The sequence below is a fragment of the Bradyrhizobium sp. MI1.7 genome (assembly GCF_055811795.1).
Genome location: NZ_JBVVPO010000010.1, coordinates 117131 through 130294, shown reverse-complemented (window position 1 = coordinate 130294; position 13164 = coordinate 117131). Strand labels below are relative to the sequence as shown.

Annotated in this window: 9 protein-coding genes; 3 read left to right on the top strand and 6 right to left on the bottom strand. The window is 65.8% G+C overall.

The genetic code is table 11. From position 1 onward, the window contains the following. Positions 1-144 precede the first annotated feature (144 nt). Positions 145-984 carry a Crp/Fnr family transcriptional regulator gene (locus AC0L3X_RS12800; protein WP_371496430.1) on the bottom strand — a complete coding sequence of 280 codons (840 nt, stop codon included), beginning with the start codon at positions 982-984 and terminating at the stop codon, positions 145-147. An 87-nt stretch (positions 985-1071) separates the two neighbouring features. After that, on the bottom strand, positions 1072-1326 hold the full coding sequence (locus AC0L3X_RS12795) for a hypothetical protein (protein ID WP_187387811.1): 255 nt from the start codon (positions 1324-1326) through the stop codon (positions 1072-1074). A 19-nt stretch (positions 1327-1345) separates the two neighbouring features. Here AC0L3X_RS12795 and AC0L3X_RS12790 point away from each other — a divergent pair, with 19 nt between their 5' ends. From AC0L3X_RS12790 to AC0L3X_RS12780, 3 genes are read left to right on the top strand one after another with little or no spacing between them, the layout of a single operon-like run. After that, complete coding sequence (locus AC0L3X_RS12790) at positions 1346-2710, top strand: ABC transporter substrate-binding protein (RefSeq protein ID WP_187388095.1); 1365 nt, start codon at positions 1346-1348, stop codon at positions 2708-2710. Between the two features lie 4 nt (positions 2711-2714). Continuing rightward, a complete protein-coding gene (locus AC0L3X_RS12785) occupies positions 2715-3515 on the top strand; it encodes an ABC transporter permease (protein WP_063985374.1) in 801 nt (266 codons plus the stop codon). Then, positions 3512-4351 (top strand): ABC transporter ATP-binding protein, encoded by an 840-nt coding sequence (locus tag AC0L3X_RS12780; protein ID WP_063985373.1) that lies wholly within the window; start codon positions 3512-3514, stop codon positions 4349-4351. Before AC0L3X_RS12785 ends, AC0L3X_RS12780 begins: the two co-directional genes overlap by 4 nt. Here AC0L3X_RS12780 and AC0L3X_RS12775 read toward each other — a convergent pair. The 4 genes from AC0L3X_RS12775 to AC0L3X_RS12760 form a co-directional block, all read right to left on the bottom strand. After that, the gene (locus AC0L3X_RS12775) at positions 4348-5328 is read right to left on the bottom strand and encodes an LLM class flavin-dependent oxidoreductase (RefSeq protein WP_063985372.1); all 981 of its coding nucleotides are present in this window, start codon (positions 5326-5328) and stop codon (positions 4348-4350) included. The genes AC0L3X_RS12780 and AC0L3X_RS12775 overlap by 4 nt on opposite strands. Then, entirely contained in the window at positions 5325-6056 is a 732-nt protein-coding gene (locus tag AC0L3X_RS12770) for a 4'-phosphopantetheinyl transferase family protein (RefSeq protein ID WP_014497649.1), read from the bottom strand. Before AC0L3X_RS12770 ends, AC0L3X_RS12775 begins: the two co-directional genes overlap by 4 nt. Before the next feature lie 233 nt (positions 6057-6289). Continuing rightward, entirely contained in the window at positions 6290-6460 is a 171-nt protein-coding gene (locus AC0L3X_RS12765; protein WP_014497648.1) for a hypothetical protein, read from the bottom strand. Between the two features lie 142 nt (positions 6461-6602). Further along, entirely contained in the window at positions 6603-13046 is a 6444-nt protein-coding gene (locus tag AC0L3X_RS12760; RefSeq protein ID WP_063985371.1) for a non-ribosomal peptide synthetase, read from the bottom strand. Positions 13047-13164 lie beyond the last annotated feature (118 nt).

Genomic DNA, 13164 nt, shown 5'->3' with positions numbered 1-13164 from the left:
CCGCCCCCGCCCCCCCGCCCCCCCCCCCCCCCCCCCCCCGGCGCGGCGCCTCCCCCCCCCCCCCCCCCCCCCCCCCCCCCCCCCCCCCCCCCCCCTCTCCGCGAGTTCGACTGTCACCGTGCGCACGGAGACAACCCGCCGCGCCTAATCCTTGAACAAAATCTGCTCCAGCAGGTCGATCCGCCTGATCTGGATGGTGCTGCCGTCGATGGCGATGATGCGGCGGTTCTGGAAACGCTTCAGCATCATCGTCACCCATTGCCGGGTCGAGCCCACCATGGCCGCGATCTGGTCATGGGTGATCTTGCGGTTGATGACGATGGTGTCGCCGTCGGCCGTGCCATGCAATTCCGACAGCGTGAGCAGGAATTGCGCCAGCCGTTCGATCACCGATCGCGTACCGAGGATCTGCGCCATCGAGGAGTAGCATTTGCCCTTGGCGATGAGGCCGTCGATCAGCGCCAGCGCGAAGCTCGGCATGCTGGTCAACAGCTTCTCAAGCGCGGGGCCGGAGAGTGTCGTAATCTCGCAGGCCTCGATGGCGATGCCCGACCACATGTGAATGCCACCGCCGGATATCTCGGGGCCTCCAATGAAATGTCCCGGCGTCCAATAGGCGAGCGTGATCTCGCGGCCCGACGGCGCGGTGTAGTAGACCCGCACCTGTCCGCGGCGGATGATGAAGATGCCGTCGTGGCCATCGCCCTGGCTGAATACCATTTCGCCCTGCGGCACCGTGATGATGCGGCCGGCCGCGTGCACGCGCGCCTGCTCCGACGCGGACAAACGGTCGAGGAAATGCGCGCCGGCATTCAGCCCGTCGATCGTCTCGCTCATGAACAGCGCCGAGCTTGCGGGCCTCGCGCGTGTGCTGCGGACCCGCCGCGTCTTCTTGTGGTCGGTCCAGTCGAACGGAACGCCTGCATGAGGCCGGTCGGCGAAAGCGGCAGGCTCGGTCGCGGCAGCTTCCTTGAGTATGGTCATCGCAATCCGTCAGCTCTCCAGGGGCTTGCGAATAGGTAAGTGCGGCGGTGGTGCGATGTCCATCTCTTTGCGATCGTTCCAAATCACTTAGCAAAGCTTGATGTGTGCGGCGACCGGCAGCGAAACGATTCCTCTGTCCATGGCTCCGTCCTGAGAAAATCCTTTGCGTCGTTGCGCGACGGAATCATGACGCGAACGTCCTGCGACAGCGACGCAAGTAATTGCTTCAAGCGTTGCGCCGCGCCTTCGATAGTGCCGGCCAGCGTTGCCGCCGGCACGCGCCCGGCCTCCCGAGGACAGTTCGATGATCGAATTCAGCTCTTTGAGATTCAGTGTGGCCATTGTGGCCATCACTGTTGCGATGTTCGCGCCGACCCAGGCGGAGACGATCCGTGTGGCAGTCGGGACGCAGGACACGACGATCAATTGCGCGACCGGCGGACTGCTCATTCGCGAGCTCAAGCTGCTTGAGAAATTTCTGCCACATGACGGCAAGTACAAGGATGTCACCTACGACATCCAGTGGAAGAATTTTACGAGCGGCGCGCCGCTCACCAACGAGATGGTCGCAGGCAAGCTCGATTTCGGCGCGATGGCTGACTTTCCGGGCTCGCTGAACGGCGTGGCGTTCCAGAAGGCCGGACGCCGTAGCCTCTTCATCAGCGTGCTGTCCGGCAGCACCAAGGGCAGTGGCAACGGCATCGTGGTGCCGTCGAGCTCGCCGGTGCAATCGCTCGATGAGCTCAAGGGCAAGACCATCTCGGTTCCCTTCGCCTCGACCTCGCACGGCATGCTGCTCCGCGCGATCGAGGCCAAGGGCTGGAATCCCGAGACCGACGTCAACATCATCACGCAGGCGCCGGAGGTTGCGGGGCCGGCCTTGCAGGCCGGCAAGATCGAGGCGCATGCCGACTTCGTTCCGTTCGCCGAACTGTTCCCGTGGCGCGGCTTCGCGCGCAAGATCTTTGACGGCGCGCAGGCCAATGCCCCGACATTCCACGGCGGGCTGGTCGATGCCGATTATGCCGAGAAATATCCCGAGATCGTCGTCGCCTATCTGCGCGCAGCGCTGGAAGCGGATCGCCTGATCGCGGAAGAGCCGGAGAAGTACAGCGAACTGATCGCGAAGGTGACCGGCATCGAGGCGGAGGTCGACTACCTCTTTCACGGACCGCTCGGTCTCCAGACCCGCGATGTGACCTGGAAGCCGGAGTACCGCCAGGCGGTCGCAACCTCGATCAAGACGCTGAAGCTGCTCAAGCGCGCGGACAGTGATCTCGATATCAACCAGTTCGTGACCGACAAGTTCATCCGTATCGCGGCGGCGCAGGCGGGACGCGATTACGACTCCGAACTGAAGAACTACGCGCAGCTTCCGCTTCGTGCCAAGGACGCCGCAACGGGCGACCAGATCAGCGACTTCAGCCGCGTCGCGCAGATCTGGGTCAAGGACGAGGCTCATGTACGCCACTATGCCTCGCCCGAGAACGCGCTCAAGGCGCTCGCCGGCCTCGAGAAGGACGGCAAGACCATCCGCGTCGTCTACGCTCAGGATCGCGAGAGCGGCATCAAGCTGTTTGCAAACCAGGCCTGGTTCGTGCGGTCGTCCAAGGGCGAGCTGAGCGCGTTCCTGCTCAAGCAGGCGGCCGAGGGCTGGTCGAAGAAGAACGGTGGCGCGGTGCTCGACTTCGCGGCCGCGCGCGAGTCCCTCGTCGCGAGCCGGTGAGGCGATGGCCACCGCTATCCCGGCGCGACCTGCGGGCATCCGCTGGATGGTCCGCGGCCTTTCGATCCTGGCCTGCATCGCCCTTTGGCAGGTCGCTTCGACCACGCATCTCAATCTGGGGATCGTGACCTTCCGCAACGTGCCGCCGCCGGTCGAGGTCGCTCAATCCGCGCTCGCCCTGTTTCGTTCGCCGAAATTGACGGCACATATCACCAGTAGCCTCTGGCGGGTGTTCGCGGGCTACGGGGCGGCGGTCGTGATCGGCGTGATCCTTGGTTTTGCCATCGGCCGGTCACGCGCCGCGAGCGATCTTTTGCTGCCGCCGCTGGAATTGCTGCGGCCGATACCGGCGGTGGCATGGATACCGCTGTCGATCCTGATCTTTCCGTCGTCCGAACTCTCGATGATCTACATCACCTTCATCGGTGCCTTGTTTCCGATCGTGCTGAACACCGTCCACGGTGTCGCGAATGTCGACCGCCGGCTGGTTGCCTCCGCCCGCAGCCTCGGCGCGGGGGAGTTGGCGATCCTGAGGGAGGTCGTGCTGCCGGACGCCGCGCCCAGCATCGTCACCGGGCTTGCAATCGGCATGGGCACCTCGTGGTTCTGCCTCGTCACCGCGGAGATGATCTCAGGCCAGTTCGGCATCGGCTATTACACTTGGGAAGCCTACACGCTCCAGAACTACGCCGACATCATCGTCGGCATGCTGATCATCGGCCTGCTCGGCATGGGATCGAGCTGGCTGCTGACGACGGCCGGGCGGCTTCTGATGCCCTGGCGTAGCCCGAAGGTGGCGCGATGAACATCCGGGTCGCGGATATCGGCACGAACAGCGTCGGTCGGATCGACTTCGCCGATGTCTCGATTTCGCTCGGATCGGGCGGCGATGCATTCGAAGCGGTCAGCGGTCTCGATGTCGCGATTGCGCCGGGCGAGCTCGTCTGCATCCTCGGTCCCTCCGGCTGCGGAAAATCCACGCTGCTCGGCGCGCTGGCCGGGCATTTGCCGATCACGGCTGGCCGTCTCACGGTCGACGGCCAGCAGGTCCAGAGCCCGAGCCCGGACCGGGGCATGGTGTTTCAGCAGCACACGCTGTTTCCCTGGAAGGGGGTGCGTGACAATGTCGCCTTCGGCCCGAAGATGCGGGGTCTCGGGAGGAGGGAGCGCGACCGCGCCGCCGACGCGATCCTGAAGCTGGTCGGCCTTTCCGGCTTCGAGGCGTTCTATCCCGCGCAATTGTCGGGCGGTATGCAGCAGCGCGTGGAAATCGCGCGGGTCCTGATCAACCAGCCGCGGGTGCTGCTGATGGACGAGCCCTTCAGCGCGCTCGACGCGCAGACGCGCGGCATGATGCAGGAGGTCCTGCTCGACATCTGGAGCAAGATCCCGACCACCACGGTCTTCGTCACCCACGACATCGACGAGGCATTGTTTCTCGCCGATCGCATCGTCGTGATGAGCGCAAGACCCGGCCGGGTGATCGAGGACATCGTGCTGCCGTTTGCGCGGCCGCGGAGCCACGATCTCGTCACCGAACCCGAATTCGTGCGCCTGAAGCGGCATGTCATGCAGCTTTTGCGACGGCCGGAAGGCAGCGAGCCGCTGGCACGGCTCAGTCCGCTCGGCGTGACGTCCTAGAACATCCCGCTCGCCGCGAGCGCCTTGCGGACGTGCTGCATCTCGGCCTCGTCGGCGACCATGTCGAGCATGATCGTGGTCAGGCCCTTCGCCGCAAAATCCCTCAGCTTTGCGCCGATCTCGGTGTAGCTGCCGACGAGATAGGGGCAGTCGGCCTGGAAGGTGAGGTACGGCAGCAGCCAGTAGCCATTGTCGGCGAGCTCGCCGCTCTGGCCGTCATAGAGCCGCCGCTTCCACACGGAATCGCTGTTCTCCACGGTGAGCGCGAGCAGCTCGCGATCATCGGCATTGTCACGGAAACGCGCCGTTGCCGCCTGCCGTGCCTCGTCGCGTCCCTCGCGGGCGAAGATGCCAAAGTTCATTCCGGGCGCATCGAGGCCGCGATCGAGATCGGGCGGCAGCATCTGCATCTTGATGCAGCCGGTCTCCTTCGCCACGCGCTGCGCCGCCTCCGACTGGCCCGCGACCAGGAATTCCGGCATCAGCTCCGCCGGCAGGCGCGGGCGAAGTTGCAGATTGCTTGCGCGGTAGAACCGGCCGTCGAAATTCACCGGGCGAGGGCTTTCCAGCAATTGGCGCATCAGCGCGACGAATTCGCCGAGCCGGACGTAGCGGTCCGCATGCGACTGCTCGTCGCCCAGCCCCTGCAAATCGCTGACCGCGGTCCCCGTGATCATGTTGAGATAGACCTTGCGGCCGTGGAGCTGCGCAAAGGACGAGACGAATTTTGCCGCGGCGAACGGGTGCATGTAGACCGGATTGACCGCGATCAGCGGCGAGCTTCGCGTGGTCTCACCCATGATGTGCTGGGCCATCGCCCAGGGCTCGACGAACACGTCGTTGCCTTCGAACAGCAGGATGCCTTCGAAGCCGTTGCGGTCGGCGAACTGTGCCACCCGCATCAGCTCGCCGACATATTTCTTGGGATCGCGGTTGCGCGAGATCGCGGGAAAGACGCGCAGCCGCGGGGGCGTCATTCAGCCGCTTCCTGGAACGGCCAGGAATTGCGGGTGATGGGAAGGCCGCCGTGCGCGCGGGAGCCGTCGGCGATCGCGAGGCGATGCGAGGGCGACGGCGAGCACAGCGAGAAGCGCCATGCATGCGGATCGTCGGCGATATCGGGCTTGAAGCTGATCTCGATGGCCTCGCGGGACACCTGCATCGCGAAAGCGTCGAGCGGCAGATTGAGCCCAAAGCCCCTTGCCTTCAGATAGGCCTCCTTGAGCGTCCAATAGTCGAAAAAGCGCTCGATCGCGGCGGGCTCCGGCAGTCCGCGCAACGTTTCGACCTCCTCCGGCGCAAAGAAGCGAAGCGCGGTGGACAGTGGCGCGACACGCCGTGACACGGTTTCGACGTCGACGCCGACGGTCTCATGCCCGGAGACGACGCAGGCAACGCAGCCATCGGCATGGGACAGGCTGAAATGCAGCGCGGTCGAGGTCGCGGGCGCCGCGACAAACGGCCGCCCGTAGCGACCGGCCCCGAAGGACCAATCGGTGGGTGCGACGTTCGGCGCGGCCTGCGACAGCGCCAGGCGCAGCATCGCGTGCGCGAAGATATACTGCCGCCGGTGCCGCTCGAACATGAAGCGGTCGGCGCGGATCCGTTCGTCGACCGAGAGTAGGCGCCGGCACGCATCGACTGCGCCCGGAGCGTCAATGGTCTCGATCAGTCCGACAAACAGTTCAATTCTGTCGTCTGCCATCAATAAGGCCCATGGCGTCAGGCGGAGGCCAAGTCTCCGGCCCTGACGGAAGAATCAACTGAGCAAGAATCAACTGAGCGGACCGCTTCTAACGGTCCACCCGGGCAATTTCTTGTCGATTTGCAGGCCAGTTTACAGGCGCAAGCTTGTGCGAGACCCCAACTCGACAAGCGAGCGGCCCATATCCGGAAAGTGAAGCCTGAGGATTCGTGCGGCGTCCCGGCCGACGATCCTTACTTCTTCTTCTTCTTGGCTTTCTTCGCTCCGCCCAGCATCGAAAGGCTGGCATCGACATCCTTGAGCGCGGACTGGAGCTTCTTCTTCTCGGCGCCCAGCAGCTTTTGCAGGGCCTTGCGGTCCTTGTCGCTCAACGAGGTACCCTTGGTAAATTTGATGAAACCCATAACATACTCCCCCGGTTGAAAATAATCGTCCAAATCAAATCGAGGGAATAATCTTGCGCGCTGGCGCCAAATAATCAAGATGCAACTTGGTCATGCACAGCTTTGGCGAGTGAACCTGTGTTCTCCCGTCCCGTACAGCCGGTCATGCCGCCCTGCGAGCGAGTAATCGGCCGAGCGGTGTGTTGGGGTGGGCGACGGCCGCATCCAGCAGCGCGACGAGATGCGCCATCCACTCACCGATCCTGCGGCCATCGAGCAGCTCGCCCTTGTAATTGCATGAGCCGGTGATTCCGGTGGGGCGTTCCTTGAGCATCAGCGACAGCCAGGTCTGGTCGATCGGCAGCACCGGCTGGCCTTCGCGCGCGACGTTGCCGATCGATTCGATCGTGACGTCAGCCAGATCGAGCGGCTGGCGCAGCGGATTTTGCAGGGTGAAATAGACTTGGAGCAGCGAGGCCGGATCGATCCCCTCCTGCTCCAGATGGTCGGCCAGGATGTTGAACGGCAGCTCCTGGCGCGCATGCGCGTCGAGCACGCTCTGGCGCACCCGGGCCAGGGCTTGCGCGAATGACAGCTCCGGCGTGATTCGGGTACGGACGATCACCGTGTTCTCGAACGGACCGACGATCCGGTCGGTATCCGGCTGGGCACGATTGGCCATGGCGGTGGCGACCGAGATGTCGTTGCGGCCGCTCTGCGCCAGCAGCAGGGCTTTCAGGCCGGTGAGAAGGCACATGAACAGCGTGCTGTTATGCCGGCCGGCGAACGCCGTGAGCCGGCCGATCAGCTCGCGCTCGAGGCTGACGGGGTGATGCCCGGTGGACGCGCCGGGGCTTGCTTCACCGTCGAAGACGGGGGTCGCGCCGCGCAGATTCTCCGTCCAGTCGGCGGCCTGGCGGCGGGCGGCGTCCGTGCCGCGCCACCAGCGCTGCCAGCGGGCGACGTCCGAAAAGGCCAGCGGTAGTTTCGGCAGCGGCACGGACGGACGCCCGGCCAGCGCCGCATAGCGGTTGGACAGCTCCTCGAACAGCACGCCGATCGACCAGCCGTCGGCAATGGCATGATGCAGCGTCAGCAGCAGCACATGATCGTCGGCATGGAGCCGCAACAGCCGCGCCCGCAACAGCGGCGGCCGCGCAGTGTCGAACGGGGCGTAGGTCTCCTGCTCGATCAGGAGGTCGATCTTCCTGAGTTCGAGGGCTTTGCGCCGCTTGTTGTCGTGGGGACGTCCGTCGCCGATGACCTCGATCGTGAGGGCCGGTCCGAGCTCGCCGGGTGTGGCGATGCGACTGACGGGCTCTTCGCCGCTCCGGCCGAACCCGGTCTGCAGCGATTCGTGGCGGCGCACGATGTCGCCGAACGCCTGCGCGAGGGTGGTCGGATCGAGCGGGCCCTGGAGGCGGAAGGCAAAGGGCAGGTTGAACAGCGGCAGGCCCGGCAGGTTCTGCTCGATCCGCATCATCTGGTCCTGTGCGATCGAGAGCGTTGGGAGCCCGCTTTCAGCAGGCCGCAGCATGCCTGTTGCCGGCTTGCGCGGCTTTGCTGCCACGGCCTCGTCAACCCGCCGGGCGAGTTCTTCGATCGTCGGAGCCTCGAAGATGGTCTTGATCGGCAGCGACACGCCGAGCGCACGGGCGACGCGCGCCATCGCCTGGCCCGCCAGCAGCGAATGGCCGCCGAGATCGAAGAAATTATCGGTCACGCCGAGGCTCTCGACCTTCAGCAGGTCGACCCAGATGTCCGAGAGCACTTTTTCGGTGAAGTGCCGCGCCGGCACGGCGGCGTCCGGTCCGGAGACGTCCTGCTGCGCGGGCGCCAGCAGCGCCGACCGGTCGATCTTGCCATGGGCATTGAGCGGCATCTGGTCCAGGAACAGGAATGCGGACGGGATGGCATGGCCCGGCAACCGGCTCTTCAGGAAGTCGCGCAGCTCGCTGGCGCTGCTCTGGCTGCCGGCCCTTGCGACGATATGGGCAATCAACCTGACATCGCCGCTCGCCTCGCGGCGCGGCTCGACGATGCCGGCGCGCACCGCAGGATGGTCGGCAAGCGCGTTCTCGATCTCCTTGAGCTCGATACGGTAGCCCCGGACCTTGACCTGATGGTCGGCGCGGCCGAGGCATTCGATGGTGCCGTCGGCGCGGCGGCGTGCGAGGTCGCCGGTCCGGTACAGCCGCCCGCCGGCCTGGCGTGCGAACGGATCCGGCAGGAAGCGCTGCCGGCTCTGCGCGGGATCGTTGATGTAGCCGCGGCCGACACCGGCGCCGCCGACGCAGAGCTCGCCGGTCACGCCGACCGGCAGCGGCTGGAGGTTTTGATCGAGCACATGGAGCTGGGTGTTGGGCAGCGGCGCGCCGACCGGGACGTTGCTCGTCGTCGCCGCCGGCGCCTTGGTCAGGCGATGCAGCGAGACGTCGTCGGAACATTCCGACGCGCCATAGGCGTTGATCAGCGGCACCTTCGGGCAGCGGGCGAACCAGGCGCGGCAGAGATCGACCGGCAGCGGCTCGCCGGTCGAGATCAGGAGCCGCAATCCCGCAAAGGCGCGCTGGACCTGCGCGTCGTCCATGCGGTCGAGGATCACCCGCAGCAGCGACGGCACGATCTCGAGCACGCTGATGCCTTCACGCTCGATCTCCCGCGCGAGCAGGATCGGGTCCTGCACGATTGCGTGGGCACAGACATGGACGCGCGCGCCGACCATGGGACCGGCAAGGAACTGCCAGACCGAGATGACAAAGCTCTGCGGCGCAGTCTGGGCGATCACGTCGCTCGCCGTAAGGCCGAGCTCGGAAATGAGCGACGCCAGATGGTTCGACAGCCCGCGCTGCTCGATCATGACGCCCTTCGGCGCGCCGGAGGAGCCGGATGTGTAGATGAGATAGGCGAGGCTCGCGGCTGCGCGCCGCGCGGCGCGGGCAGGCCTGGTCGATCCGGGTGCGATCGCGTCCTCGAGCTCGGCGACATGGATGCGCTCGACCAGCGGTCCGAGCAGGGCCTCGACCATGGCCGACTGGGCGCGCCCGGTCAGCAGCATGCGGGCGCAGCTCGATCCGAGGATGGTCGCAAGCCGCGCCGGCGGCTGGTCGGGATCGAGATTGAGGAAGGCTGCGCCCACGCGCTGCGCGGCGATCATCGCGGCGAGCAGGTCGGGCCCGCGATCCGCAAGCAAGGCGACAACGCTCTCGGCGCCGACACCTTCGCGCGCGAGCCAGCGTGCGGCCGCTTGGCTGCGGCGGGCGAGCTCCCGATAGGTCAGGGAGGTGTGTCCGTCCGTTACCGCGATTGCGTTCGGTGTCTTCTTCGCCTGGCGCTCGAGGCGCTCGCAAAGATTGCCGCGCGCGGTGAAATTGGCCACCACGCCCTGGCCTTTCGCCAGCAACTGCCGGCGTTCGGCCTCCGTCAGGAGCGGCAGGCGCGAGATGCGCTGCTCCGGATTGGCGATCACGGCCTTGAGCAGGGTCTTGAACTGAGCGGCCATGCCTTCGATGGTCGCCGCGTCGAACAGATCGGTGGCGTATTCGAAGAAGCCGGTGAAGCGGCCGTCGGCCTCGACCAGTTCGAGCGTGATGTCGAAGCGCGCGACCTTCGGGTCGACCTCCAGCCGCCGCGTCGACAGGCCGGGGAAACGTGCCGCCTCGATCGAGGCGTTCTGGAGGATGAACATGATCCGGAACAGCGGATTGCCATCGCTCCGGCGCGCGATCTGCAGCGCGCGCAGCACTTCCTCGATCGGAAGGTCCTGGTTGCGGTAGGCATCCAGCGTGACCTGCCGTACCCGCCGCAACATCTCGCCAAAGCCCGGATCGCCGCCAAAATCGTTGCGCAGGATCAGGGTGTTGGCGAACAGCCCGATCAATCGCTCGCTCTCGATCTGGTTGCGGTTGGCGATCAGCGATCCCGTCGCGACATCCTCGTGTCCGGTGTGGCGGAACAGCAGGCACTGGAAAGCCGCGAGCAGCGTCATGAAAGGCGTGACGCCCTGGTCCTGGCTGAGCGCGCGCAGATCGGCCGACAGTGCCTTGGAGAATTCGAGATAGTGACGGGCGCCGTGACCGCTCCAGACCTCCGGTCGTGGCCGGTCGGTCCGCAGCGGCAGCGTGGTGACACCGTCGAGCTGGGTCCGCCAGTAATCGAGCTGCTCCTTCGCCGCCGGCGTCTGAGCCCAGCTCTGCTGCCATAGCGCAAAGTCGCGATACTGGAAGGCGGGCGAGGGTAACGTCACGGCGCTTGCCTTGCGTGCAGCGGAATAATGGGCGGCAAGCTCCTCCCAGAACAGCCGTTGCGACCAGCCGTCGGTGACGAGGTGATGGACGTTGACCACCAGCGCGTGGCTGGATTTGTCGAACGACAGCAGGGTGACCTTCAGCGGCGGCTCACGCGCCAGGTCGAACGGATATTGCGCGAGCTCAAGCGCCTCGCGCCGGATGATTGCGCCCTGCTTGTCCGCGGCGCAGGGCTTGAGCTTGATCCGCTCGAATCGCGGTGGTGATTGCAGCACCCGCTGCGCCGGCTCGCCCTCGCGTTCGATGAAGACCGAGCGCAGCGCCTCGTGGCGCGCGCAGATCGAGGCGAGGCTCGCAGAAAGCGCGGCGACGTCGAGCAGGCCCTTGAGAACCGCGACTTCGACGACGTTGTAATTGTAGCGGGTCGGATCGAGCCGCGAGAGCACATACATCCGCTGCTGCTGGAACGACAGCGGCGCGTCTGCTGCCGCCGCCTGGCGCCATGCGGGCACCATCGTCTCGCGATGGGTTGTGGCGGTCTCGATCCGGGCCGCAAGCGCCGAGACCGTGGCACAATCGAAGATGTCCTCGAAGGAGAAGTCGACATTGAAGCGTTCGCGCAAGCGCGAGCGCATCTGCGTCGCCGCGAGCGAGTCCGCGCCGAGCGCAAAGACATCCTGATCGATGCCGACCTGCGGCAGTTCCAACAGACCGGCCCAGATCCCCGCGAGCTGGGTCTCCAGCGCGTTGCGCGGCAATTGCGCTTCGACGCCATGCTCCGCGGTTGCGATCAGATCGGCCAGCGCGTTGCGCTTGACCTTGCCGCTCGCGCCTTTCGGCAGTGCGGCCACGCCGCGGATCAGGCTCGGTACCTTGTAGGCCGCAAGTCGTTTGCGCGCGAACTGCCGAAGCTGGTCCGGAGTTGCTTCGGAGTTCGGGCGCAGCACCACGACGGCGGCGACGTTTTCGCCGAGCTTCTGATGCGGGACGGCGAACACGCCGGCCTCCAGCACCGCCGGATGGCTCAGCAGGACCTCTTCGACCTCCAGGGGCGAGATCTTCTGCCCGCCGCGGTTGATGACGTCCTTGATGCGGCCGACGATGAAGAGGTAGCCGTCGGCGTCGAGATAGCCGAGGTCGCCGGTCCGGAACCAGCCGTTGCGGAAGGCGGCCCGTGTCGTCGCCTCGTCATTATAATAGCCGCGGCTCATGTTCGGCCCGCGCAGCATGATCTCGCCATGCTCGCCGCTCGCAAGCGTGCGGCCCGCCCCGTCCATGATCGCGATCTCGGGGCCCGCAGCGCGGCCGACCGATCCGACCTTGCGCAGCTCGAACGGATTGGCGGAGATCTGCGAGGCTGCTTCCGTCATGCCGTAGGTCTCGAGCACGGGAACGCCGAACATCGCCTCCAGCCCGTTCAGGATCGCAGGCGCGAGCGAGGATGAGGCCGAGCGGATCACGCGCAGCGACGACGACCGGGCGCGGTCCGGGTCGGCCTCGGCCGCCGTCAGCAGCGCGCGATGGATGGTCGGCACCGCCGTGTACCAGGTCGGTCGCAGCTCCCGCATCCAGCTGAAGAAGGACAACGCGTCGAAACCGTTGGTGCAGATCACGCTGGAGCCCGCGGCCAGCGCCGTCAGCAGGCCGGAGATCAGACCATGGGCGTGAAACAGCGGCAGGGCGTTGAGCAGGCGGTCGTGGGCTGCGAGCGACAGCACGCGGCCGGCATTGTATGCGGACAGGCACACATTGCGCTGCGTCAGCGGCACCATTTTCGGCCGCGCCGCCGTGCCTGACGTCAACAGGATGAAGGCGTCATCGTCGCCGCGCGAGGCGCCGCTCGTGCTGGCCGGCCCGACTGCCGGGCCGATGAACGCGCAGCCGCCGAGATTGTCGTTCGGCCCCGGCACGAAATCGATCACCGCGATATCGAGTGCCTTGGCAACGTCACGACTTGGTGAATTCATGTCGGCCCGGGTGACGAGCGCGGTCAGCTTCAATTCGCTGAAATAGCGCTGCAGCTCGTCGGCCGTCAGATCGGGATTGACGGGGACGCAGGCGCCGGCCGAGGCGACCGCGATCAGCGCCAGCGCGCTGTCGGCGCCGCGCGGCAGCGCAACGGCAATCCGGTCGGCAGGGGCAATGCCAAGCCCCCGCAGGGTGCGGACCAGTTGCTGGATCAACTCACCCAGCTTGCCGTAGGTGAGGGCCGGCCGGCCCGGCGCGAGGAGAGCTGGTGCCGACGGGGTCTTGCGCGCATAAAAGTCGAGAAGGCCGCCGATATCGGCAAACGTCCTGGTTTCGGCGCCTGCGCTGTCCGAATCCTCTCCCGCTACGGATGCAATGTGGGACAATGCCATTCCCTTTTGATCTGATTGAGCTATTCTTCCCAAGACTTAGGGAACGCGTCCAGTCTGAGGTGAAGTTCGGGCCCCAAAATCTGTGGTTGAGGGGCCTAAAGCCCTTCGACGGAGTGAA

Bases quoted from the DNA above. Each gene is read 5' to 3' on its own strand.
- AC0L3X_RS12765 (WP_014497648.1), bottom strand. From the start codon at position 6,460: ATGGGTTTCATCAAATTTACCAAGGGTACCTCGTTGAGCGACAAGGAC.
- AC0L3X_RS12780 (WP_063985373.1), top strand. From the start codon at position 3,512: ATGAACATCCGGGTCGCGGATATCGGCACGAACAGCGTCGGTCGGATC.
- AC0L3X_RS12800 (WP_371496430.1), bottom strand. From the start codon at position 984: ATGACCATACTCAAGGAAGCTGCCGCGACCGAGCCTGCCGCTTTCGCC.
- AC0L3X_RS12775 (WP_063985372.1), bottom strand. From the start codon at position 5,328: ATGACGCCCCCGCGGCTGCGCGTCTTTCCCGCGATCTCGCGCAACCGC.
- AC0L3X_RS12785 (WP_063985374.1), top strand. From the start codon at position 2,715: ATGGCCACCGCTATCCCGGCGCGACCTGCGGGCATCCGCTGGATGGTC.
- AC0L3X_RS12795 (WP_187387811.1), bottom strand. From the start codon at position 1,326: ATGGCCACACTGAATCTCAAAGAGCTGAATTCGATCATCGAACTGTCC.
- AC0L3X_RS12760 (WP_063985371.1), bottom strand. From the start codon at position 13,046: ATGGCATTGTCCCACATTGCATCCGTAGCGGGAGAGGATTCGGACAGC.
- AC0L3X_RS12790 (WP_187388095.1), top strand. From the start codon at position 1,346: ATGTTCGCGCCGACCCAGGCGGAGACGATCCGTGTGGCAGTCGGGACG.
- AC0L3X_RS12770 (WP_014497649.1), bottom strand. From the start codon at position 6,056: ATGGCAGACGACAGAATTGAACTGTTTGTCGGACTGATCGAGACCATT.